Origin of the sequence: Niallia endozanthoxylica (assembly GCF_008710145.1) — a bacterium.
Taxonomy (GTDB): Bacteria; Bacillota; Bacilli; order Bacillales; family Cytobacillaceae; genus Bacillus_BD; species Bacillus_BD endozanthoxylica.
On sequence record NZ_VYKL01000011.1, the window covers coordinates 36,812 to 59,581 of the forward strand.

The 22,770-nt window shown below is 42.4% G+C and carries 25 protein-coding genes; all 25 read right to left on the reverse strand.

Annotation, left to right across the window (positions count from 1 at the left end; all coding sequences use genetic code 11):
• Positions 1-55: 55 nt before the first annotated feature.
• Positions 56-373: an NADH-quinone oxidoreductase subunit NuoK gene (gene nuoK / locus F4V44_RS05150; RefSeq protein WP_150438933.1), complete on the reverse strand. Its 318-nt coding sequence runs from the start codon at positions 371-373 to the stop codon at positions 56-58.
• On the reverse strand, positions 373-885 hold the full coding sequence (locus F4V44_RS05155; RefSeq protein WP_150438934.1) for an NADH-quinone oxidoreductase subunit J: 513 nt from the start codon (positions 883-885) through the stop codon (positions 373-375). Before F4V44_RS05155 ends, nuoK begins: the two co-directional genes overlap by 1 nt.
• Positions 882-1,301 carry an NADH-quinone oxidoreductase subunit NuoI gene (gene nuoI, locus F4V44_RS05160; protein WP_150438935.1) on the reverse strand — a complete coding sequence of 140 codons (420 nt, stop codon included), beginning with the start codon at positions 1,299-1,301 and terminating at the stop codon, positions 882-884. The genes F4V44_RS05155 and nuoI overlap by 4 nt, the downstream gene beginning before the upstream one ends.
• Before the next feature lie 149 nt (positions 1,302-1,450).
• Positions 1,451-2,458 carry an NADH-quinone oxidoreductase subunit NuoH gene (nuoH, locus tag F4V44_RS05165; RefSeq protein ID WP_150438964.1) on the reverse strand — a complete coding sequence of 336 codons (1,008 nt, stop codon included), beginning with the start codon at positions 2,456-2,458 and terminating at the stop codon, positions 1,451-1,453.
• Positions 2,458-3,558: an NADH-quinone oxidoreductase subunit D gene (locus tag F4V44_RS05170; protein WP_150438936.1), complete on the reverse strand. Its 1,101-nt coding sequence runs from the start codon at positions 3,556-3,558 to the stop codon at positions 2,458-2,460. The genes nuoH and F4V44_RS05170 overlap by 1 nt, the downstream gene beginning before the upstream one ends.
• A 3-nt stretch (positions 3,559-3,561) precedes the next feature.
• A complete protein-coding gene (locus tag F4V44_RS05175; RefSeq protein WP_150438937.1) occupies positions 3,562-4,752 on the reverse strand; it encodes an NADH-quinone oxidoreductase subunit C in 1,191 nt (396 codons plus the stop codon).
• Positions 4,753-4,755: 3 nt separating this feature from the next.
• Complete coding sequence (locus tag F4V44_RS05180; protein WP_396897477.1) at positions 4,756-5,232, reverse strand: NuoB/complex I 20 kDa subunit family protein; 477 nt, start codon at positions 5,230-5,232, stop codon at positions 4,756-4,758.
• Between the two features lie 26 nt (positions 5,233-5,258).
• Positions 5,259-5,633, reverse strand: a complete 375-nt coding sequence (locus F4V44_RS05185) for an NADH-quinone oxidoreductase subunit A (protein WP_150438939.1) — start codon at positions 5,631-5,633, stop codon at positions 5,259-5,261.
• A 573-nt stretch (positions 5,634-6,206) separates the two neighbouring features.
• Positions 6,207-6,614: a F0F1 ATP synthase subunit epsilon gene (locus F4V44_RS05190; protein ID WP_150438940.1), complete on the reverse strand. Its 408-nt coding sequence runs from the start codon at positions 6,612-6,614 to the stop codon at positions 6,207-6,209.
• Positions 6,615-6,636: 22 nt separating this feature from the next.
• Entirely contained in the window at positions 6,637-8,049 is a 1,413-nt protein-coding gene (atpD, locus tag F4V44_RS05195) for a F0F1 ATP synthase subunit beta (RefSeq protein ID WP_150438965.1), read from the reverse strand.
• Between the two features lie 81 nt (positions 8,050-8,130).
• The gene (locus F4V44_RS05200) at positions 8,131-8,991 is read right to left on the reverse strand and encodes a F0F1 ATP synthase subunit gamma (protein ID WP_150438941.1); all 861 of its coding nucleotides are present in this window, start codon (positions 8,989-8,991) and stop codon (positions 8,131-8,133) included.
• A 62-nt stretch (positions 8,992-9,053) separates the two neighbouring features.
• The gene (atpA, locus tag F4V44_RS05205) at positions 9,054-10,565 is read right to left on the reverse strand and encodes a F0F1 ATP synthase subunit alpha (protein WP_150438942.1); all 1,512 of its coding nucleotides are present in this window, start codon (positions 10,563-10,565) and stop codon (positions 9,054-9,056) included.
• A 23-nt stretch (positions 10,566-10,588) separates the two neighbouring features.
• Positions 10,589-11,125, reverse strand: a complete 537-nt coding sequence (locus F4V44_RS05210) for a F0F1 ATP synthase subunit delta (RefSeq protein WP_150438943.1) — start codon at positions 11,123-11,125, stop codon at positions 10,589-10,591.
• Entirely contained in the window at positions 11,122-11,646 is a 525-nt protein-coding gene (locus F4V44_RS05215) for a F0F1 ATP synthase subunit B (protein WP_150438944.1), read from the reverse strand. The genes F4V44_RS05210 and F4V44_RS05215 overlap by 4 nt, the downstream gene beginning before the upstream one ends.
• A gap of 185 nt (positions 11,647-11,831) precedes the next feature.
• Positions 11,832-12,044, reverse strand: a complete 213-nt coding sequence (gene atpE / locus F4V44_RS05220) for a F0F1 ATP synthase subunit C (RefSeq protein WP_150438945.1) — start codon at positions 12,042-12,044, stop codon at positions 11,832-11,834.
• Between the two features lie 70 nt (positions 12,045-12,114).
• A complete protein-coding gene (gene atpB / locus F4V44_RS05225; RefSeq protein ID WP_150438946.1) occupies positions 12,115-12,825 on the reverse strand; it encodes a F0F1 ATP synthase subunit A in 711 nt (236 codons plus the stop codon).
• Between the two features lie 21 nt (positions 12,826-12,846).
• A complete protein-coding gene (locus F4V44_RS05230; protein WP_150438966.1) occupies positions 12,847-13,224 on the reverse strand; it encodes an ATP synthase subunit I in 378 nt (125 codons plus the stop codon).
• A complete protein-coding gene (locus F4V44_RS05235) occupies positions 13,224-13,448 on the reverse strand; it encodes an AtpZ/AtpI family protein (protein WP_150438947.1) in 225 nt (74 codons plus the stop codon). The genes F4V44_RS05230 and F4V44_RS05235 overlap by 1 nt, the downstream gene beginning before the upstream one ends.
• Before the next feature lie 349 nt (positions 13,449-13,797).
• A complete protein-coding gene (locus tag F4V44_RS05240) occupies positions 13,798-16,044 on the reverse strand; it encodes a S8 family serine peptidase (RefSeq protein WP_150438967.1) in 2,247 nt (748 codons plus the stop codon).
• Between the two features lie 146 nt (positions 16,045-16,190).
• A complete protein-coding gene (gene wecB / locus F4V44_RS05245; RefSeq protein WP_150438948.1) occupies positions 16,191-17,333 on the reverse strand; it encodes a non-hydrolyzing UDP-N-acetylglucosamine 2-epimerase in 1,143 nt (380 codons plus the stop codon).
• A gap of 428 nt (positions 17,334-17,761) precedes the next feature.
• Positions 17,762-18,391: a uracil phosphoribosyltransferase gene (upp, locus tag F4V44_RS05250; RefSeq protein WP_150438949.1), complete on the reverse strand. Its 630-nt coding sequence runs from the start codon at positions 18,389-18,391 to the stop codon at positions 17,762-17,764.
• A 243-nt stretch (positions 18,392-18,634) separates the two neighbouring features.
• A complete protein-coding gene (locus tag F4V44_RS05255; RefSeq protein ID WP_150438950.1) occupies positions 18,635-19,876 on the reverse strand; it encodes a serine hydroxymethyltransferase in 1,242 nt (413 codons plus the stop codon).
• A gap of 285 nt (positions 19,877-20,161) precedes the next feature.
• Positions 20,162-20,722, reverse strand: a complete 561-nt coding sequence (locus F4V44_RS05260) for a TIGR01440 family protein (RefSeq protein ID WP_396897476.1) — start codon at positions 20,720-20,722, stop codon at positions 20,162-20,164.
• Positions 20,723-20,815: 93 nt separating this feature from the next.
• Positions 20,816-21,259, reverse strand: coding sequence for a ribose 5-phosphate isomerase B (gene rpiB, locus F4V44_RS05265; RefSeq protein WP_150438952.1), 444 nt, complete (start codon positions 21,257-21,259; stop codon positions 20,816-20,818).
• A 125-nt stretch (positions 21,260-21,384) separates the two neighbouring features.
• On the reverse strand, positions 21,385-22,713 hold the full coding sequence (locus tag F4V44_RS05270) for a methyl-accepting chemotaxis protein (protein WP_191090576.1): 1,329 nt from the start codon (positions 22,711-22,713) through the stop codon (positions 21,385-21,387).
• Positions 22,714-22,770: the final 57 nt, after the last annotated feature.

Sequence of the window (22,770 nt, forward strand, 5' to 3'; positions counted from 1 at the left end):
GTGTTTTGCGGAAAAATTATCCGTTCTCCTCATAAACTCTGAAGCTTCGTTTAGTTTAGTGCTTCATCGTGTCCATTTCATCAATATTAACGGTTTTTCTGTTACGATATAGTGCCATCAAAATAGCTAAGCCAATTGCTGCTTCAGCTGCCGCTATAGCCATGCTGAACAAGGCAAAAATCTGCCCGTTTATCGACGGTGCGACGCCCAACTTGCTAAAGGCAACTAGATTAATATTCACGGCATTTAACATTAGCTCAATGGAGATTAAGACAATTACGGTATTCCGCTTTGTCAGCGCCCCATAAAGGCCAACGCAGAAAAGGATTAAGGCCAATGCAAGAAAAGCTGAAATCGGTACAGATGAGCTCATTATTCATCGGCCTCCTTTTTATCATCTCTTTTTGCAAGAATAATCGCTCCGATAAGAGCCACTAACAGAACAATCGATGTTAATTCAAATGGAATAATGTACTTTGTGTACAAGGCAATGCCGATTTGTTCTGTGTTATTAACATGAAGTTCTTGATTCAGCTGTGGAAAATCTAAATTATAGATTCCAAGATAGACAACAGCTGCAAAGCCTGCCACTCCGAGGAAGAGGGTTCCTTTCTTGACCCAGCCTCCCTTTGGCTCATCCTTATCATCATGCCGTGTTAACATAATCCCAAATAGCATAATAATGGTAATGGCTCCTGAATAGATTAAAATCTGAACGACCGCTAGAAACTCGGCTGATAGTAGAATATAGATCCCTGCGATACTGATAAAAGTGGCAACTAGAGCCAGCACCATATGGACAACCTTTGTCAGATTCAGCAGCAGGACGCCTCCTGAAACGGCAATAAAAGCGAGTATGATAAATGCGAGAAATTCTCCACTCATGGTTTATTCACCTGCCGAATATTCTCATCGTTTTCATCCAGCCATTCTAGGTTTTTAAACAAATCGTCACGGCTGTATGCTGACAGCTCAAAGTTGTTCGTCATAATAATCGCTTCTGTCGGACAAACCTCTGTACATAAATCACATAGAATACAAATTTCAAAATTTATATCATATGTGTCAATGACTTTCCCCTTTTTCGTTGGATCTGGATGCTTCTTTCCAGTTAAGTTAATACAGTCGGTCGGACAAATATTGGCACACTGGTTACAGACAATACATTTCTCCGGATAAAACTTCTGGATTCCGCGAAAACGGTCAGGCATAGGGATTGACTCATTTGGATAATCATACGTCATCTTCTCACGTGACAAATTCTTCAGCGTGTATGCCAAACCTTTCATTAACCCTTTCATCTGATCACCTCTTAAGTAAATGGGGTAAACTGCTCCCCTTTCGCTTTATCACGTTAAACCATTGGGGGACAGTCCCCCGCAACTTTAACGCGGTAACATTCTGGGGGACTGTCCCCCGGCGCTTTAACGTGGTAACATATCGCTTCCTTTTAGAAAAGATTGATAATTTCTTTTATGATGGCTGTTAGGAAGATATTGGCCAAGGCGATTGGCAGTAATATTTTCCAAGCGAATTCCATTAGCTGATCAGGACGGACGCGCGGGAATGTTGAACGCAGCCATAATAGGACGAACGTAACAACACTGAATTTCAGCGCGAACCAAACCGCACCAGGGATAAAGCCTAAGAATGGAAGCGGCAGCCAGCCTCCTAAGAATAAAACAACAATTAAGGCAGACATAGCAAACATGTACGTATATTCCGTTAACATGAAGAAGGCAAATCGGAAACCGGAATAATCTACATGATATCCTGATACAAGCTCTGATTCAGATTCTGGAAGGTCAAATGGTATCCGGTTTAGTTCGGCAACAGCTGAAATGAAGAATAGGATAAACCCAATCGGCTGCAAAATCATAAACCAACCGTTTTGCTGTGCATTCACAATATCGGTTAAATTTAAACTGCCTGATAATAAAATGACACCCACCACAGACATAACGAGCGGTATTTCATAGGAAATCATTTGGGCCGCACCACGCATGGCACCGAGCAATGCATATTTATTATTGGATGCCCATCCGGCTGTTACCATTCCAAGCACAGTGATACCGGATATGGCAATGTAATACAGCAGCCCGACTCCAATATCAGCAAAATAGAAATTATCCGTAAAAGGAATAACCGCAACTACCATAAAGGATGGTGCAAAGGCAATGACTGGAGCCAAAATGTATAACGGCTTATCAGCAAGCTTTGGAATAATATCTTCTTTTAAAAGAAGCTTCAAAACATCCGCAGCCGTCTGCAACAGTCCCCATTTTCCCCCAAGCTGGTTAGGACCGATCCGGAGCTGCATAAAACCCATTACCTTCCGTTCCGCAAGAATGACATAGGTTACGTATCCAAGAACGACAAACAAAAATAACGTTGCTAGTAAAAAGAAAATCCCAAAATTGACGAGACTTGGACTCGAGTTTAATAAATCGGCCATCATCATCCATCAACCTCCCCAAGGATAATATCAGTAGCTCCTAGAATGACGATTAAGTTTGATATATTTTCCCCAACAAGCAGTTTTGAGAGAATTTGAAGGTTATAGAATGATGGACGTCTAAATTTCAGGCGGTACGGTTCCTTTTTTCCGTCACTAGAAATATAGCAGCCGATTTCTCCGCGAGGAGACTCGATTCTGACATAGGTTTCTCCCACTGGAGCCTTAATGATTTTTGGAACCTTTGCTAAAATAGCTCCATCCTTTGGAAATTGTTCAATGGCTTGTTCAAGAATTTTTAGCGATTCCGCGATTTCTGCTAACCGAACCTGATAACGTGCCCAGCAATCGCCAGTTGTTTGAACAGGAACATCAAAATCAAAGCGGTCATAAATGGAATACGGTTCATCTTTGCGTAAATCCCACTTAATACCCGTACTGCGCAGGTTTGACCCGCTTAAAGAATACTGAAGAGCTTCCTCCGGTGTAATGACTCCAACACCTTTTACACGATTGAGAAAAATTTCATTTCCTGTTACTAATTGATGATAGCCTTTCAATTGTTCCTTCATATAAGGAACAAATTCTCTTACTTTATCAATCCAGCCATCCGGAGCATCCCATTTAACGCCGCCCACACGCATATAGTTAAACGTCATCCGCCCGCCGGAAAGCTCATTTAGCAGATTCAAAATCATTTCACGGTCTCGAAAAGCATAAATGAATGGACTGGTTGCACCAATATCAAGCAAATAGGTGCCCCACCAAACAAGGTGGCTGGCCACACGATTCAATTCCATCGCGATTACTCTTAGGTATTCAGCACGTTCTGGTATTTCAAGTCCCATCATTGTTTCAACAGCATGACAGAGAACATAGTTGTTTGTCATCGCTGCTACGTAATCCATTCTGTCTGTATACGGAATAATTTGCGTATACTGCAGATTCTCCGCCAGCTTTTCTGTACCGCGATGCAAGTACCCGATAACCGGCTTTGCTTCTTTAATGATTTCTCCATCTATTTTCAAAACAATTCGGAAAACTCCATGTGTACTAGGGTGTTGAGGCCCAACATTTAACAACATTTCTTCCGTTCTTAGCATTGCCTATACCTCCACATCATATGGCTCATAATCTTTACGGAGAGGGTGACCAACCCATTCCTCTCCCATCATAATGCGATGGAGATTAGGGTGTCCCTTGAATATAATCCCCAATAAATCATATGCTTCACATTCAGGCCAGTTTGCGCCAGCCCACAGAGGTACAAGTGACTCAATTTCAGGCTGATCCCGGTCAAGTTTCACCTTAATAGCAACCGCTTGTGAATTTTTATAAGAATACAAGCTAACGTAAACTTCCATATGGGTTTGAAAATCAGTGCCATGCAGCTCAGATACATAATCGAAGCTAAGCTGCTCATTATATTTGAGATATTCAGCCACTTTATAATAATCCTCTTTGCGAAGAATTAAGGTCGGCATATCTTTGGCGAGCTTATTTATATAGCTTTCTTCAATTGCCTCTTTTCCGATATGTTCTTCAATCACTTTGATATATTTATCCAAATAGGGCTGCTTTGGAGATGGCTTTGCCTCTTCTGCTGGTGCTTCCGACTTAGCACCCCCGCCGCCAGCACCTTTAGCTTTGGCAGCAGCTGCGGCTGCAGCCTTGGCTTTCGCAGCCGCAATAGCCTTTGCCTTTTCATCACCCGAGTCTCCACCACTCGCTGCAGCTTTCGCCTTCGCGGCTGCGGCGGCTTTGGCCTTGGCTACTGCGGCGGCCTTTGCCTTCGCTTTTGCATCGGCATCATCGGCCGCTCCAGTCTCCCCTGCCTGTTCCTTTGCTTTTGCTTTCGCTAATGCTGCAGCTTTTGCCTTTGCAGCTGCGGCAGCTTTCTGCTTTGCTAAATCATCTGATGGACCTTCCTCTCCTGAGGCTTCTCCCTGTTCCTTTGCTTTTGCTTTCGCTAGTGCAGCGGCTTTTGCCTTTGCGGCTGCGGCTGCTTTTTGCTTCGCTAAATCATCTGATGGGGCAGCTTCACCCGATGATGCTTCCTCTTGTTCCTTTGCTTTCGCTTTCGCTAATGCGGCAGCTTTTGCCTTCGCGGCTGCAGCAGCTTTTTGTTTCGCTAGATCATCTGCAGGAGCACTTTCTCCATTCTGATTCGATGCTTCTGCCTTCTCTTCCGCTTTCATTTTTGCCTGCGCTGCTGCTTTTGCCTTTGCTGCAGCTGCGGCCTTTGCTTTTGCTGCAGCTTCCTTTTTTAATTGTTCTATATCCTTTTCTCCACTCATTTGTTACATCACCTTCTTCCCGGTTTTTGCCTCATAGCGGATTTTCTCCTTCAATTTATTAACTCCGTAAATGAGTGCAGCCGGGTTCGGTGGGCAGCCTGGTATGTAGACATCAACAGGGACAATTTGATCGACCCCTTTGACAACAGAATAGGATTTTACATACGGTCCGCCGGCAATGGCACATGCTCCCATTGCGATAACCCATTTCGGCTCCGGCATTTGATCATATAATCTTTTTAAAATAGGCGCCATTTTCTTCGTAACAGTACCAGCTACAATCATCACATCTGCATGACGAGGAGAGGCCCGGAAGATTACACCAAACCGGTCAAAATCATAATGCGCTCCTCCAGTACCCATCATCTCAATTGCACAACAGGCAAGCCCAAATGATAATGGCCACATCGAGTTGCTTCGCGCCCAACCTTTAACCTGGTCAAACGTTGATAAAAATATATTTCTTTTAATCTCTTCCATTTCATCTGGTGTAAATCCATCATATTTTAATTCCACTTTAACACCTTCTTTTTCCAAGCATAGATAAGCCCAATGATAAGCATGACAACAAAGATTAACATCTCGACCAGTGCAAAAATACCGAGTTTTTCATAGGCTACAGCCCAAGGATATAAAAATACTGTTTCAATGTCGAAAATAACAAACATGAGAGCGAAAATATAATACGCTATATTGAATTGGACCCTTGAATCACCAAATGGATCTATCCCACTTTCATAGGTGGTATACTTAGCTTCCTCAGGTTTACTCGGTCTTAATAATTTTCCAAAAAATAACGCGACGATCGGCAGGATAATACCAAGAATCAGAAATATAAAGACTATTAAATAATTATTTTGATAAACATTCAATAGATCCATGCCTCATCTCCTCCTTTTGTTGTCTGAAAAGTAAAAATTGTAACCGTAACCATTATAGCACTGTTACAATTTGGTGTCGACAGAACCGAATTAATAGATAGATTAGGATATTATTCTTGTATTATATGAGCTTCATATCCTTTCTATCAGGCTATTTGTATAGAAAATCTCTATAAATTAACATATGTTCAACAAACAACCTTTCATTCTTGTTTTAAATTGAAATGGTATTTTTGTCCCTTGTTATTTCCATTGAAAGGCAAACTGAGTTGATTGATGAAACGACAGCTGTTTAGAGGATAATATAGATTAATCACAGAAGGATTTAATAAAAGATATATTTCAATTATTTTTCATGCTGTTATGGCACTTGCTTAGCAGCAGAACAAATCTGGGAGCAGAGCATACTCTTCCTGCTAAACAAAAGACGGCTTGGACATTGTACACCACTCACCCTCTCGATAGTTGAACAACCATATTGTTCAAGTATATGAGTCAAAGAGGGGAAGTTATGTTAAAAAAACGCAATAAAAAACCCCACTCCGCAATGCGAAATGAGGCATCTATTATTAATTATATATCTCTTCTAGAAACGTTAATTCTGTTAACCGCACGCTTCAGTGCAAGTTCAGCACGCTGGAAGTCAACGTTTGTTTGTCTTGATTCATTTAGACGCTGCTCAGCACGTTGTTTCGCTTGCATGGCGCGGTCTAAATCGATATCTTCTGCTGTTTCGGCAGCTTGAGCAAGAATCGTTACTTGATCTGGACGAACCTCTAACAATCCGCCAGTTACTGCTACGAATTCTGTATTGCTCCCATTTTTCAGACGAACGGATCCGATTTGTAATGGGGCTACCATTGGGATATGGCCAGGTAAAATTCCCAGCTCTCCACTTTGAGCTTTTGTACTAATCATCTCAACATCTGACTCATACACCGGGCCGTCGGGAGTAACAACACTGACTTTGATCGTCTTCATTTTTTACCCTCCTGGTCCGAAATTATACCTCTACACCCATTTGTTTTGCTTTTTCAATCACTTCTTCAATACGGCCTACTAGACGGAATGCATCCTCTGGAAGGTGATCGTATTTACCCTCAAGAATTTCCTTGAAGCCACTTACTGTTTCTTTTACAGGAACATATGAACCTGGCTGACCTGTAAATTGTTCAGCAACGTGGAAGTTTTGAGATAAGAAGTTTTGGATACGACGCGCACGTGATACAACAAGCTTATCTTCGTCAGAAAGCTCATCCATACCTAACATCGCGATGATATCTTGTAATTCTCTATATTTCTGAAGCGTAGATTGTACTCTACGAGCCACATCATAGTGTTCTTCACCAACAATTTCAGGTGATAATGCACGAGATGTTGAAGCAAGAGGATCCACCGCAGGGTAGATACCCATTTCAGAAAGCTTACGCTCAAGGTTTGTTGTTGCATCTAAGTGAGCGAACGTTGTAGCTGGAGCCGGGTCAGTATAGTCATCGGCTGGTACATAGATTGCTTGAATAGATGTAACAGAACCTTTGTTAGTTGAAGTGATACGTTCTTGCAGACGTCCCATTTCAGTAGCAAGTGTCGGCTGGTAACCAACGGCAGATGGCATACGGCCAAGTAACGCTGAAACCTCAGAACCTGCTTGTGTGAAACGGAAAATGTTATCAATGAACAATAACACGTCTTGTCCTTGTTCATCACGGAAATATTCAGCCATTGTCAAACCAGTCAAGGCAACACGCATACGTGCACCAGGAGGCTCGTTCATTTGTCCGAATACCATCGCCGTTTGCTTGATAACGCCTGAGTCAGTCATTTCCCAGAAAAGGTCATTTCCTTCACGAGTACGCTCACCAACGCCAGCGAATACAGAAATACCGCTGTGCTCTTGCGCGATGTTATTGATTAATTCTTGGATAAGTACGGTTTTACCTACACCCGCACCGCCGAATAGACCAATTTTTCCTCCTTTAATATATGGAGCAAGAAGGTCTACTACTTTAATACCTGTTTCAAGGATTTCTACTTCAGTTGATAACTCTTCGAATTTAGGGGCTTCTCTATGAATAGAGTCGCGGCGTACACTCGCAGGAATCGCTTCTCCTAAATCAATCGCATCTCCTAATACGTTAAATACACGGCCAAGTGTCACTTCACCAACAGGAACAGAAATCGGTGCACCTGTATCAACAGCTTCAACGCCGCGAGTTAGTCCATCTGTTGAAGACATTGCAATCGTACGAACGGTATCATCACCTAAGTGAAGGGCAACTTCAAGCGTTAGGCTGATTTCAACATCTTCATTACGAGTTGCAATTTTCAATGCGTTATTGAGCTCTGGAAGCTGACCGCTTTCGAACTTCACGTCAACAACCGGACCCATAACTTGAACAACGCGTCCTTTGTTCATCATTTTCCCTCCTACCAGTCTCTAAAACAAACTTTAGGGGGTAGAGTACAGATAAGTCTCTACAACCCCATTTTATTTTCTTTATTCGAGGGCGGCGGCTCCGCCTACGATTTCTGTAATTTCTTGTGTAATGGCAGCCTGACGTGCACGGTTGTAACTCAAACTCAAATTATGAATAATATCATTTGCGTTATCCGTAGCACTCTTCATTGCTGTCATACGAGCAGCGTGCTCACTTGCTTTACTGTCTAGAACTGCACCGTAAATCAAGCTTTCCGCGTATTGTGGCAGCAATACTTCCAGAATTTCTTCTGCAGATGGTTCAAACTCATAGGATGTTAACTTTCCAGAGTTAGAAGCCAAGTCTCCAAATGGAAGTAATTTTTTCTCAGTTACATCATACTTGATGGCATTGACGTAGTGACTGTAGTACAGATACAACTCATCAAATGTACCATCAGCAAACATGTTAACTGCTTTATTCGTAAAGTCCTTTATATCTGCAAAAGCAGGCTGGTCATGAAGGCCAATAATATCTAAGATAACATTCATGCCTCTTTTTTTGAAAAAGTCTCGTCCTACACGGCCAAGTGCAATGATTGCAAATTCATCATTTGACTTGTGACGGCTTTTAATCGTTTGATGGAGCTGGCGCAAAATATTACTGTTATACGATCCGGCTAAACCACGATCTGCTGTGATGACAATATAACCAGTCTTTTTCACCGGACGTGATTTCAGCATTGGATGATTAGAGTCTTTTGCTCCAGCTGCAACAGAGGTTGTAACCTCCTGAATCTTTTCCATATAAGGAACAAAGGACCTGGCATTTAGTTCTGCACGGTTCATTTTCGCAGCAGATACCATCTGCATCGCTTTTGTAATTTGACTCATCTTTTTAGTAGATGTAATTCTTGACTTTATGTCGCGTAAAGATGCCATAGGTTCTCACCACCCTTGATACAACCAATTCGGTTGGCATTTCTATTCATAACGAACGTCTATTATTCAGAAACTGCGAATGTCTTTTTGAAATCATTGATCGCAGATTTCATATCATCGTCAGAAGGCAGTTCTTTTGTTGTTGCAATATGATCTAAGATTACTTCTTTACGGTTTTGGTCTAACCAAGATAAGAACTCAGCTTCAAAGCGACGGATATCGCCAACTGGGATATCATCAAGGTGTCCACGTGTTAATGCGTAAAGAATCGCAACTTGCTTTTCAACTTTCAACGGCTTGTTTAAGTCTTGCTTAAGTACTTCAACCGTACGTGCACCACGCTCTAGCTTTGCTTTCGTTGCAGCATCAAGGTCTGAACCGAATTGTGCGAACGCTTCAAGCTCACGGTATGAAGCAAGGTCAAGACGTAGTGTACCAGCAACCTTCTTCATCGCTTTAATCTGTGCAGATCCTCCTACACGGGATACGGATAGACCAGCGTTAATCGCAGGACGTACACCAGAGAAAAATAAGTCAGACTGCAAGAAGATTTGTCCGTCTGTGATTGAGATAACGTTTGTTGGAATATAAGCAGAAACGTCCCCTGCTTGTGTTTCAATGAATGGAAGTGCTGTAATTGAACCAGCGCCTTTTGCATCACTTAATTTAGCCGCACGCTCTAGTAAACGTGAGTGCAAGTAGAATACATCCCCTGGATATGCTTCACGACCTGGAGGACGACGAAGTAATAATGATAATTCACGGTATGCAGATGCTTGCTTTGTTAAGTCATCATATACGATAAGAACGTGCTTACCATTTAACATGAATTCTTCACCCATCGCAACGCCTGCGTATGGTGCAAGATATAGTAATGGAGCTGGTTGTGACGCAGATGCGGTAACAACGATTGTATAATCTAATGCTCCGTTTTTACGTAATGTTTCAACAACCCCACGGACTGTTGATTCTTTTTGACCAATTGCAACATAGATACAAATCATGTTTTGGTCAGCTTGATTTAAGATTGTATCAATTGCAACAGATGTTTTACCTGTTTGACGGTCACCGATGATTAACTCACGCTGTCCACGTCCAATTGGTACAAGAGCGTCAATCGCTTTAATACCTGTTTGTAATGGCTCATGAACGGACTTACGATCCATTACGCCTGGTGCTAAATATTCGATCGGACGAGTTTTTGTTGTATTGATAGGACCTAATCCATCTACTGGTTGTCCGATTGGGTTTACAACACGTCCAATTAATTCTTCACCAACCGGAACCTCCATGATACGTCCTGTACGGCGAACTTCATCGCCTTCACGGATATCCTGGTATGGTCCTAAGATAACGATACCGACGTTATTTTCCTCAAGGTTTTGCGCCAAACCCATAACGCCGTTTGAAAATTCAAGCAGCTCTCCAGCCATGACATTGTCGAGGCCATGAGCACGGGCGATACCGTCACCGACTTGGATAACCGTACCTACATCACTCACTTGAATTTCTGACTGATAATTTTCAATCTGCTTTTTTATCAGCGCGCTTATTTCTTCAGCTTTGATGCTCATGAGTTTCACCCCTATCTACGAACTTAGCGTAACAATTGACGTTCCAAACGCTCAAGCTTGCCTTTAAGGCTGCCATCAAAAATACGGTTTCCGATGCGGACTTTTACGCCGCCGAGCAAATTGGAATCGACTTTATTTTCAATACGAAGAGATTTCTTACCTACTTTTGCTGCAAATGTCGAAGAAAGAGCTTTGCTTTCCTCTTCTGTTAAGAGACGAGTAGAAACAACAGTTGCTTCCGCAATTCCTTTTTCTTCATTTGCTAATGTAATAAATTGATCTGCCACTTGTGCAATTTCATCTTCACGATGGCGGTCAATGAGAATTAATAGAGTATTTAGCACATACGGATTCACAGCTGAAAAGGCCTTCTTAATCAGCTGTTCTTTATCTTGTTTTGAAACCTTAGGAGATTTCAAAACAGTATTTAATCCCGTATTTCCACTTACTACTTCTCTCACTACACGAAGTTCTTCTTCCATTGGTTCAAGAAGCTTTTTTTCTTTTGCAAGTTGGAAAAGAGCATACGCATAGCGGTTTGCTACTGCTGAATTACTCATCGCTCTTCTCCTATCTGTTGAATGTATTCGTTAATCAATTTCTCTTGATCTTTCTCATTTAATTGCTTTTCAATTACTTTAGAAGCAATTAATACGGATAAAGAAGCCACTTGTTCGCGGATTGCCGCAACTGCCTGCTCCTTCTGCTGGTTAATCTCAAGTTTTGCACTTTCTTTTAAGCGGTTTGCTTCAGCACGTGCAGCTGTGATAATTTCTTCACGCTGAACATCGCCTTGCTTTTTCGCACTTTCCACTAATTCTTGAGCTTCAGAACGTGCTTGCTTTAATAGTTCACGCTGCTCTTCTAAAAGTTTCTTGGATTCAACACGACTTTGTTCAGCCGCACTGATTTCACCCGCAATATGGTCTTCACGTTGTTTCATGATACCCATTAACGGACCCCAAGCAAATTTCTTCAATAAAGCCATTAATATGATAAACATCACAAGCTGGAATATAACATCCCCGCTGTTAAAGCCTGCGTGTGCAGATGCCCCTAATACTAGACCGTTTGTTAACACCCTCGATTCACTCCCTTCAAGAGTTTAGCACTTCATTACTTTCATCTATTAGAAATTCGAATAATCCCCAAAATAAAATGACACATTTTTACATTTTACTCACATTATTGCAAAAAAAAGATGATAAAGGAAAGGCGAAGGTTCTGTAAGATATCTTCGCCATTTCAACCATCGATATGACTGTATTAGCCACCGATAACCATGAACGCAATAACAACCGCGATGATAGGAATCGCCTCAACTAACGCAACCCCGATGAACATTGTAGTTTGTAACATACCTTTTGCTTCTGGCTGACGTGCCATACCTTCAACTGTACGAGATACGATAAGACCGTTACCGATACCGGCACCAAGTGCTGCTAAACCAATTGCTATTGCTGCTGCTATAAGACCCATTATAAATTTCCTCCTTAAGATTATGAAAATTGTATTTTTTTTGTCCATAATATGAACAGGTTATATATGTTTAATGGTCTGAGCTCACTTTATGTGATAGATAAACCATTGTTAACATAGTGAAGATAAATGCTTGGATTGCGCCGATAAAGACGGAGAACCCTTGCCATGCAAGTGTTGGAATTATAGCTGCGATAGTGCCCCAGAACCCTGTTGCCAGACCGCCAGCTAGAAGTCCTAGCAGGATTTCCCCTGCGTAAATATTACCGTAAAGACGAAGACCTAACGTTAATGTGTTAGCAAACTCTTCAATTAATTTAATTGGGAACATGAACCAAAACGGCTTGAAGAACTCTTTTCCGTATGTTCCAACTCCCTTTAATTTAACACCATAATAATGTGATAAACCAATAATCATGGCAGCTAAAGTCAGTGTTATAGTAGGATCAGCTGTTGGTGATTTCCACCACAGTACGCCGTCATATGTGATTGCAAAAGGCAGCCCAAGCATGTTGGAGACAAAGATATACATGATAATGGTTAGCCCTAATACATGAAATCTTCCGCCTGTTTTCCAATCCATATTACTATTAATAATACCTCTTACAAAATCCAGTACCCACTCCATGAAGTTTTGCATGCCAGTTGGCTTCATGGCAAGTCTTCTGGTAGAAAGAACGGCAATGATAAATACAATCAAGCTTGCGATTGTAATCATCAGTACGTTGGATAAATTGAAGTTTAAACCTAGAAACTCTTTCATAGGTGCAGCATGATTCATCTGTTATTCACCTCTCTTCCCCTACTTTTTTTGCGATTGAAAAAGCTGTATAAAACTATCTATCATAATGACAAGATAAGATGTCATTAATCCAATGACCACAGAAATAAGATGGATATACTCAGGATATTCCACTGCCAGCAGTACAGCAAAAATTGCTGCCGCCATTCGTGACATTAATCCAAGTGAGCGCATTTTGCCTCCCTTTTCCATCACTTCACCAAATTGATCGATTTTTCTAACCAACAGCCATAAATTAAAAAGGCTCAAGGTTGTACCAAGTATGAGACCTAAAAATATTGGCTGATAGGATGTAAAGCCCCATCCCAGCACGTAAATGGCTAACAAATAAACTATGTATTTGCGCTCTCTCGTGAACATCGTTTTAAACTGCAGCATCATTCATCGTTCTCCCGGTAAAAAAGTTGTATGGTGCGGAAAATTGCAATGATTCCGGCAGCCAATCCTGCAAGCAAGCCAAGTATCAAAAACAGCGGCTCCGTGCCGATTAGACCATCCAACCATCTCCCCAGAAAAATGCCAACTAAAATGGTGCCGACCAACTGTGACAAAATGGCTGACATTAAAGCAATGGCTTTGAAAGGGCGACGATTTTGACTCATACATCCAAGCTCCTTCAAACCTTCCGAAATTTCGACAAATGTTAGTTTGAAAAAGATTCACAAAATCATCCTTTTCATTATAATCTGTACTGCTGAAAAAACCAATAAAGATTTTAAAATAATAAAAGGTAATATTTTGTGAACTTTATGTGAATATCTCTAGTATTGTCGAAATTTAGACACAAATTTTACTTGAAAACCCTCTCATTATATCCTTTGTAAGCATACAATAGCCTTATTTCCCTTGTCAATTGGTTTATAGCGAAAAGTCTGATAATGTCAGAACAACTCGCTTTATGTTCACAGTTTATTCACAATTGCAACATTACCACTATGGGAATGTAAAAAATTATTCTATATCTATAGATTTTGATATTTGAATATAAGTCTCTATCCAGTCCTCCTGACCTGATTTCCTGGCAAAGATTTTCGACACATAGATTCCATCGGGCGGAAGTTTTTCGACAGGAACTTCCTCCTGAATTAACCCTTTGCCCGCATTTCGTTTCCAGTCCAGATATTGCACAAATTGATAGGTATCCGGATCAAATAAGGCAATTCCGAACTCCTCTGCCCCACCTGGCAAATATACTTCATAACGAAAAGTCCCTTCGCGGTCTCCTGCTCCAAAATCAAATCCCATTACGCGCGGGTAATTCGGTTCTTCAAGGACAAATAAATACGGGATAGTTATATTCTTCCCATCTGTATGGATTGTCAACTGGCCATCCTGAATTTTTTTCTTAAAAATTTGCGGATCTGCCTGCATTTCAATCGTTACCTCTTTCTTCTCACCTCCCTTAAGATAAACAGACATTGGCATATGCCAGGTTAGTCCGGGTTCCTTGTTCGGCACCTCAAAGGTTATCTTTTGCTGCTTTTGCGATGTATTTTCAATCGTCACAACCGCCTGATGTTCATGCGGCCTGTCAGACAACTGAAATTTACCGAACTGCAGTGAGGCCGGATAAATTAACACCTCCGCCTCAATCGCCTCCTTCAATTGAATTCGACCCGCTCCCTGCTCATATGATTTATAAAATTCTCCGTTGCGCTTTTGAAGCGGCTTCGCATAGTTCATAAGCGCGGCTTTTATTTGCTCCGGATTCCATTCTGGGTGGGCTTGTTTTAACAAGGCGCTTGCCCCGGCTACATGCGGAGCAGCCATACTAGTTCCCTGCAGGCTGAGGTAGCCGCCCGGAATGGTACTAAGAATAGAAACCCCTGGGGCAAGTAAGTCTGGCTTTATTTCCCAAGAAGAGGTGACTGGACCTCTCGAACTGAAGTCTGCAATAATATCTTTTTCTTCTATTATATTAGTCGTTACGTAAGCGTTTCCTTTTTTGATTTTTTGTGTCAACTCTATTCCATCGTCTTTTGAAAGACTCATAACCGGGATTAGGCTGGTTCGGTCAAGATTGCCTATAAAAGGCCCCTTCGTATTATTATAAATAATAACCGCTTCTGCACCTGCTTTTTCCGCATTTATTACTTTTTCAGAAAAAGTAATCTCTCCCCGCTTAATTAGAGCAATTTTTCCCTTTACCCCCTTTAACTGTTTTGGTTTCCCCATCCCGCCGTCTGCAAGTTCATACGTGCGGTCTAACTCCCACGCAACTGATCCAAGCAGCGGTTCCAACCTCATCTGCTCGCCTTCAATCTCAAGATAAGGAATTTTCATTGTCGGAGTTGAAGCCCCAACTGAAATGGCTTTTGCCGCTGTACCTGGTGAGCCGACTGTCCATACGTTTGGTCCAGAATTTCCTGAAGACGTCACGGCAACGATACCGTGATCTACCGCATTGTTCAGGGCTGTACTTAACGGCAGGTCAGGGCCATTCACATTATTCCCAAGTGATAAATTCAAAACATCCACTTTATCCTCAATTGCCTGTTCAATGGCAGCAATCACCTGTTCCGTCGTCCCCATACCGCCTGGTCCAAGAGCACGGTAGGCATAAATCGTCGCTTCCGGTGCAACCCCTTTGATGCGCCCATTTGCCGCAATAATTCCGGCCACATGTGTTCCATGAAGCGTTGAAGCGCCGCCGATACCCGTTGTCTCCATCGGATCTCCGTCACCGTCTACAACATCCTGCCCGCCGCCATAATTCTGTCTCAAATCCTCATGAAGGTAATCGATACCGGTATCAATCACACCAACCTTGATTCCTTTACCTGTCAGCCGGCCGTTATTCTTATCAAACATACCTCTGACCTGATCTGCCCCAATCATTTGGAGATTGTCGCCCTGGTTAGGCAACGCCTTGATATCGGATGTATGATAATGATTAACAAAGGATTGCTGGGCAATAGCCGGTTCCTGCGCAAGCTTGTCAAGCTGACTTTTTGGTCCTTTTGCTGAAAAGCCCTTTAAAGCGAATTTAAAGGTATTCCTTAGAGTAATGGCTGGGTATTTTCTCATTAGCCTATTAAGTTCACCTGGTTTTAAATCGCTTTTTGTTAAAAAAATCGCAATTTGCTCCGTTTTCTCATCTTGAGCTGGAAGCGGCGGCAGCTTCAGCAGCCTTTCTTGAGCAGCCAGCCCCTGTTGTGTGGGAATAATAGAAAAAATAATAAATAAGACCAAAAGCATACTCACCTGTCTCAATATTGCCCCCTCCTTTTCCCTTAGGATTTTCTATGCAGGGAATTTATATGCAAAGGAGCAGTTTTGCTGAGGTTTTCATGTATAGACCAATACAAAAAACTGACTCCCAGCAGAGAGTCAGTTTCTAATCATTATTTATATTCTTCAGGTCTAGTATCTATTCTATTAAAATAAAACCGGATGGCCTCACAAATGCGGCGGGCGGCTTGGCCATCACCGTATGGATTGGCTGCTTTGGCCATTTTTTCATACTCACTAGGATTGCCCAGGAGCTCCTTTGCCATTTGATAAATGGTCTCTTCCTCTGTCCCTGCCAACTTCAACGTGCCTGCTTCGATTCCTTCCGGACGCTCAGTCGTATCGCGAAGCACCAATACAGGCACGCCAAGAGATGGCGCTTCCTCCTGAACACCGCCTGAATCCGTTAAAATCAAATGAGCACGAGCGGCAAAGTTATGAAAGTCAATCACATCAAGTGGTTCGATTAATTGAATTCGGGGATCATTCCCTAGAACCTCATCTGCCACTTCGCGGACGGCCGGATTCATATGGACCGGATAGACCACCTTTACATCCTCATGTTCCTCGACGAGCCGTTTGATGGCACTGAACATATTTCGCATGGGCTGCCCAAGATTTTCACGGCGGTGGGCGGTCACTAAAATTAATCGATCGTCCCCAATACCTTGAAGAATCTCATGCGTATAATCCTCTTTAACCGTTGTTTTTAACGCATCGATGGCTGTATTTCCTGTTACAAAAATACAGTCCTCCCGCTTGTTTTCCTGCAGCAAATTCCGTGCTGCTTTTGAAGTTGGCGCAAAATGCAGGTCAGCCATTACACCTGTCAGCTGCCGGTTCATCTCTTCAGGGAACGGCGAGTATTTGTTCCACGTCCTTAAGCCTGCTTCCACATGGCCGATTGTCATTCTATTATAATAAGCCGCCAAACTTGCCACAAAAGTTGTTGTGGTATCTCCATGCACTAACACAATATCAGGCTGAACCTCTTTCATAATGGCGTCCAATCCTTCAAGACCCCGTGTTGTCACATCCACTAACGTCTGCCGTTCCTTCATCATGTTCAAATCATAATGAGGAACAATCCTAAAAATATCCAGTACTTGATCAAGCATTTGCCGATGCTGAGCCGTCACCGTTACAATCGATTCAAAATGCTCAGGCTGCTTTTTCAGCTCCAGCACGAGCGGAGCCATTTTGATTGCCTCCGGTCTTGTCCCAAAAATCGTCATCACTTTAATGGGGCGATCCATGCCTATCACCCTTTCTCTAATTATAAAATGTCAGCTTATATAAAAGAGAAGGTCAGCTTCAACCTTCTCTTCCATTTGTCTCTATTCAAGTCTCCAAAGTTTATTGGGTTCTTCTCTGTCTAGTTCCAGCGCCTAGGGACTCGGGGTCTTAAGCTGTTTCGATGAGAAGGTTAAAGAACAACCTTCTCCCCGAACCATCTTAAGCCTGAGGCCCGCAGGATGCGGGTCATGCAGACGTTGCCACAGGACGCGGCGGTTTTAGTCTGCGTTCCTCTTATGGACAAGGCGCTTCCACATTTCACTGTCCAGCTCCGGCGCCTAGCCGCTCGAGGTCATAAGCCAAGCCGGTGATGAGGTTAAAAAGCGAACCTCACCCCCGCCTCGTCTTATGCTTGTCGCGTCTGGGCAAGGCGCCTCCGCATTTCATTTTACTTCGTACCGAACAATCTGTCCCCAGCATCTCCTAATCCAGGAACAATATAGCCGTGGTCATTTAATTTTTCATCTAATGCAGCAATATAGATATCCACATCTGGATGCGCTTCTTTTAACGCCTCTAAGCCCTCTGGTGCCGCAATCAAGCACATGAATTTGATATGCTTGCCGCCGCGCTTCTTCAATGAATGGATAGCTTCAATCGCAGATCCGCCTGTTGCTAGCATTGGGTCCACAACGATAAAATCTCTTTCCTCCACATCACTAGGAAGTTTCACGTAGTATTCAACCGGTTTTAACGTTTCCGGATCACGGTATAGACCTACGTGTCCAACCTTTGCCGCGGGGATTAGTTTAAGAACGCCGTCCACCATTCCAATACCTGCACGTAGAATTGGAACAAGACCAATCTTTTTACCTGTTAACACCCTTGATTTTGTCTTTTGAACTGGTGTTTCAATTTCAATTTCTTCTAAAGGCATGTCGCGCGTAATTTCAAAGGCCATTAATGTTGCCACTTCGTCAACGAGCTCTCTGAACTCCTTTGTTCCCGTATCTTTTTGTCGAATATATGTAAGTTTATGTTGGATAAGTGGATGGTCAAAAACATATACTTTTGCCACTAGAATCGCTCCTTTAGTAACTGTCTAATTTTGTAAACTTTAGTCTGTTTTCACTTCGTATTATTGTACAGAAAAAAGACCCCGAGAGCAACACGAATCAAAAAGTGTAAAAAAACAGACAACTTATGGCAAGTTCCGATACTAGCTATTTATCCATTGTGCATGCTGAAGTCGACCGTGAAATCCTTTCAAGCAGAAGCTTATACACAAAAACCGGCTCCTCAGAGAAGCCGGCTTAAGTTATTAATATTCAGGATACAATACAAACTTGCTTGTTAATGATTCTACGCGTTGTTTTGCTTCTTGAAGTTTCGCTTCATCTTCATGGTTTTTCAATACTAAACCGATGATTGATGCAATTTCATCCATATCCTCAAGACCGAAGCCGCGTGAAGTAACAGCCGCTGTACCAATACGTACACCGCTAGTTACAAATGGTTTTTCTGGATCAAATGGAATCGCATTTTTATTAACGGTAATGCCGACTTCATCAAGTACGTGCTCAGCTACTTTACCAGTAAGGCCAAGTGAACGTAAATCAACAAGTAATAAGTGATTATCAGTTCCACCAGAAACAAGGCCTAAGCCTTCCTTTTTTAATCCTTCAGCTAAGCGCTGTGCATTGTTAATAACGTTTTGCGCATAGTCCTTGAAGCTATCTTGAAGTACTTCGCCAAGCGCAACTGCTTTTGCTGCGATTACATGCATTAATGGACCGCCTTGGATTCCAGGGAAGATTGATTTATCAATTGCTTTCGCAAATTCTTCTTTACATAGAATCATACCGCCGCGTGGTCCGCGAAGTGTTTTATGAGTTGTTGTTGTCACAAAGTGTGCATACGGCACTGGGTTTTGATGCTTGCCAGCCGCAACAAGACCTGCGATATGAGCCATATCAACCATTAATAAAGCGCCTACTTCGTCAGCAATTTCACGGAACTTTTTAAAGTCGATTTCTCTTGGATACGCACTTGCACCAGCAACAATCAACTTTGGCTTATGTTGGCGTGCTTTTTCTGCTACATCATTGTAATCGATATATTGAGTTTCTTTGTCCACTCCGTACTCAACAAAGTTATACTGAACACCGCTGAAGTTAACCGGACTTCCATGTGTTAAGTGGCCGCCGTGAGCAAGGTTCATTCCAAGAACTGTATCGCCTGGCTCAAGGATTGTAAAATAAACAGCCATGTTTGCTTGTGCACCAGAGTGCGGCTGAACGTTCACGTGCTCGGCACCGAAGATTTCCTTTGCACGGTCACGAGCAATATCTTCTACGATATCAACATATTCACAACCGCCATAATAGCGTTTTGCTGGATATCCTTCTGCATATTTATTTGTTAAAACAGAACCTTGTGCTTCCATTACCGCTTCACTTACAAAGTTTTCCGATGCAATTAATTCAATTTTTGAACGTTGACGGCCAAGCTCCAGTTGTATTGCTTTAAAAACTTTTTCATCCTGCTGTGCTACGTGTTTCATTTATATATCCTCCTTGTCTAAATCCTGCCTTAATTCAACTTAGTTTGAAAATTTAACTTTTTATATCTTAACACGTTTTTCCGAATAATTGAATATGATTTTTGCAAAATATAAGGATTTTCCACATTTTTCGACTTTTCCTCTTACTTGTAAGTCCCTGCTTGAAAAACAAGGACTTTGTAAGGACTTTTTATCAGGAAAACAGCCCCAATGGTCAAAATACAGGTATGGACAATATGTTCTAAAACCGAACATTCCAGTTTTACTGTACTCTTAATAATAGCATCAGCTGCAAGACTTATTAGACTTTGTTTGCTCATAGACAGCCCGTTCGCCGCCAATAAGCTTTGGTCTTATTTTGGCCAATGTGACGTGTGCGCTGCCGATTGTATGGATGGATGCACGGATAGGAACCGCTACATGCTTTAAATGCATGCCGATGAAGGTGTCTCCGATATCAATGCCCGCATCAGCCCGGATAAACTCAACAACAACAGGATCTGCCATATGTTCATAAGCATAGGTTGCCATGGACCCGCCAGCTTTTCGTACAGGTACAACCGATACGATTTCAAACCCATGCTTTTCAGCCGTTGCCCGTTCCACAACAAGTGCCCTGTTTAAGTGCTCGCAACACTGAAAAGCAAGCTCAACTCCAGTACTTTCCTGAAACTTTTTAAATTCAGTAAAAAGGATTTCCGCCGTTTCAATTGTACCTGAGGTTCCAATTCTCGACCCGTTCACTTCACTTGTACTGCAGCCAATGACAAAAACCTGTCCTTTTCGCAACTCGACCATATTTCGGAAATCAGAAAGTATGATTTGTGTTTGCTCTTGTATGTTCATGCTCTCGAAATCCCCCTTTCTTTTGATTCCTGTGCTACTGCTATTCATTCAATTGATCAATTGCGAATCATCCCTTCCGATTCGCATCACCCATTACTGCTTATTCTCATACTCTGTTATTTTTCCAACTCGGTTCGCATGGCGGCCGCCTTCAAACTCACCAGCTAACCATGTTTTTGCAATTTCACGCGCCAGCCCCGGCCCAATTACGCGTTCACCCATGGCAAGCATATTACTGTCATTATGCTCACGTGTGACCTTTGCTGTAAATACATCATGCACAAGAGCACATCGGATTCCTTTCACCTTGTTGGCCGCGATACTCATGCCGATACCTGTCCCGCAAATAAGAATTCCTCTATCAAACTCACCGCTTGCTACCTTTTCTGCAACCGGCAAAGCATAGTCAGGGTAATCAACTGACGTACCGCACTCACAGCCAAAATCCTGATATTCAATTCCAAGCTCGTCCATTAAATTTTTGATTTCCTCACGAATATTTACTCCACCATGATCGGATGCAATTGCTACCTTCATTTCTGTTCTCCTCCTTGTTTTTCCTAAAGCTTTTTTTTCTCTGCTTAGTTTGTCATATTCACTGAAAAATAAATAGTACTTGTCATTCACCCAACTATCTATCACCTATCCCAGTATTTTCCCCCCTATACTTTAAACCTGACAATCGTACTTTTCAATTTTCCGGCCTGTTCTTTTAACTCAACGGTCAGATCCTCTACGCTCTTCATCACAGCGCTCTGCTGGTGAATCAATGCTGTAATCTCCTGCGTACTAGCGGACGTTTCCTCCGCGATACCTGAGACAGCTTCAGACTGATTCGATAATGCCTGAATTCCGGCCATCTGATGATTCAAAAGCTGTTTTATTTCTGATGTTGAAGCAACCATCTTCATCACGCTGTTTGCCATGTCCTCCAACGCAACATTTGTTTCCGTTCCTTTCTTCACCTCTAAGCTGGCACTTTCCACTTGTTTTGTGATTTGATGAACAACATTTTGTACACCTTGTTGAATGGATTTCACTTGACTAGTAATTTCCTGAACAGCCTTTGCACTTTCATCCGCCAATCCGCGAACCTCATCGGCAACAACCGCAAAGCCTCTTCCATGCTCACCTGCCCGCGCTGCTTCAATAGATGCATTTAATGCCAGCAAGTTGGTTTGCGAGGCAATGTCTCCAACAAGACCAATCACCCGCTCCACCTGAGAAGCATTTTCCTCCAGCCTCTTGACGGTTTGCAGCGAACGTTGGTTATCATTCGAAAGAGTTTCAATCCCTGAAATCAACGATTGAATGACCTGCTTCGCATGGTACAGATCCTCTACCATCTCAACTGACAGAGTCTCAGAGATAACCGTTTTATCTTCCACCTGCTGGGCTATGCGGATCAGTTCCTCTACCGATTCGGCTGTCTCTTGAATCGATATAGCTGAATTATCAGCTCCGGCTGCAATTTCGGTAATCGTGGATGCAATCGAATGGATCTGCTCGGACGCTGCTTCTGACTCAGAAGAAATCTCCAATACTTTTTGATTTGTTTCGTTAAAATTTTCCTCAATACGCTGAACCATTTCGCGAAGGTTTGCTAGCATTTTATTAAAGGCCATGCCAAGCGAGCGAATTTCATTGTCTGATTTAGACACCTCAATATCCTCGCTTATTTCCCCGGCAGCTGCTTTTAATGCACCTTTTTCCAGCTGCTTCAACGGATTAATTATAAAGCCAGCAGCAAAAAAGGCCAGAATCCCTGACCAGATTACCCCAAACAACAACGTGACAATTGTAAACGCGACTTCTCCAAAACCGATTATATCTTTGACAAACGGGTATACAAAATAAATAAAAAATGCACTGGTCGTATAGGTAATCAACGCCAGTGTTATGACAAAAACAACAAGCTGCTTTCTTAGCCCCCATTTATACTGCCGTTTCTCCTGCACTTCATGCTGCCTCCCTGTACCGAATTGGTTCATTACAAAGTATTGCCGCCTTTCTTTCGGTCATTTTTCTGTCTACTGTAAAATTCTAAT

What these genes read in the sequence shown, in the direction of transcription:
- rpiB (WP_150438952.1), bottom strand. Translation starts at nt 21,259, where the DNA reads ATGAAGGTAGCAATTGCATCCGATCATGGTGGAGTAAATATTCGTGAG.
- F4V44_RS05185 (WP_150438939.1), bottom strand. Translation starts at nt 5,633, where the DNA reads ATGGATCTATTGAATGTTTATCAAAATAATTATTTAATAGTCTTTATA.
- F4V44_RS05170 (WP_150438936.1), bottom strand. Translation starts at nt 3,558, where the DNA reads ATGCTAAGAACGGAAGAAATGTTGTTAAATGTTGGGCCTCAACACCCT.
- wecB (WP_150438948.1), bottom strand. Translation starts at nt 17,333, where the DNA reads ATGGATCGCCCCATTAAAGTGATGACGATTTTTGGGACAAGACCGGAG.
- nuoK (WP_150438933.1), bottom strand. Translation starts at nt 373, where the DNA reads ATGAGCTCATCTGTACCGATTTCAGCTTTTCTTGCATTGGCCTTAATC.
- F4V44_RS05240 (WP_150438967.1), bottom strand. Translation starts at nt 16,044, where the DNA reads ATGCTTTTGGTCTTATTTATTATTTTTTCTATTATTCCCACACAACAG.
- atpB (WP_150438946.1), bottom strand. Translation starts at nt 12,825, where the DNA reads ATGAATCATGCTGCACCTATGAAAGAGTTTCTAGGTTTAAACTTCAAT.
- F4V44_RS05235 (WP_150438947.1), bottom strand. Translation starts at nt 13,448, where the DNA reads ATGAGTCAAAATCGTCGCCCTTTCAAAGCCATTGCTTTAATGTCAGCC.
- F4V44_RS05155 (WP_150438934.1), bottom strand. Translation starts at nt 885, where the DNA reads ATGAGTGGAGAATTTCTCGCATTTATCATACTCGCTTTTATTGCCGTT.
- F4V44_RS05255 (WP_150438950.1), bottom strand. Translation starts at nt 19,876, where the DNA reads ATGAAACACGTAGCACAGCAGGATGAAAAAGTTTTTAAAGCAATACAA.
- F4V44_RS05270 (WP_191090576.1), bottom strand. Translation starts at nt 22,713, where the DNA reads ATGAACCAATTCGGTACAGGGAGGCAGCATGAAGTGCAGGAGAAACGG.
- F4V44_RS05210 (WP_150438943.1), bottom strand. Translation starts at nt 11,125, where the DNA reads ATGAGTAATTCAGCAGTAGCAAACCGCTATGCGTATGCTCTTTTCCAA.
- atpE (WP_150438945.1), bottom strand. Translation starts at nt 12,044, where the DNA reads ATGGGTCTTATAGCAGCAGCAATAGCAATTGGTTTAGCAGCACTTGGT.
- F4V44_RS05230 (WP_150438966.1), bottom strand. Translation starts at nt 13,224, where the DNA reads ATGCTGCAGTTTAAAACGATGTTCACGAGAGAGCGCAAATACATAGTT.
- F4V44_RS05260 (WP_396897476.1), bottom strand. Translation starts at nt 20,722, where the DNA reads ATGAACATACAAGAGCAAACACAAATCATACTTTCTGATTTCCGAAAT.
- F4V44_RS05180 (WP_396897477.1), bottom strand. Translation starts at nt 5,232, where the DNA reads ATGGAAGAGATTAAAAGAAATATATTTTTATCAACGTTTGACCAGGTT.
- F4V44_RS05175 (WP_150438937.1), bottom strand. Translation starts at nt 4,752, where the DNA reads ATGAGTGGAGAAAAGGATATAGAACAATTAAAAAAGGAAGCTGCAGCA.
- F4V44_RS05200 (WP_150438941.1), bottom strand. Translation starts at nt 8,991, where the DNA reads ATGGCATCTTTACGCGACATAAAGTCAAGAATTACATCTACTAAAAAG.
- nuoI (WP_150438935.1), bottom strand. Translation starts at nt 1,301, where the DNA reads ATGAAAGGGTTAATGAAAGGTTTGGCATACACGCTGAAGAATTTGTCA.
- nuoH (WP_150438964.1), bottom strand. Translation starts at nt 2,458, where the DNA reads ATGATGGCCGATTTATTAAACTCGAGTCCAAGTCTCGTCAATTTTGGG.
- F4V44_RS05190 (WP_150438940.1), bottom strand. Translation starts at nt 6,614, where the DNA reads ATGAAGACGATCAAAGTCAGTGTTGTTACTCCCGACGGCCCGGTGTAT.
- atpA (WP_150438942.1), bottom strand. Translation starts at nt 10,565, where the DNA reads ATGAGCATCAAAGCTGAAGAAATAAGCGCGCTGATAAAAAAGCAGATT.
- atpD (WP_150438965.1), bottom strand. Translation starts at nt 8,049, where the DNA reads ATGAACAAAGGACGCGTTGTTCAAGTTATGGGTCCGGTTGTTGACGTG.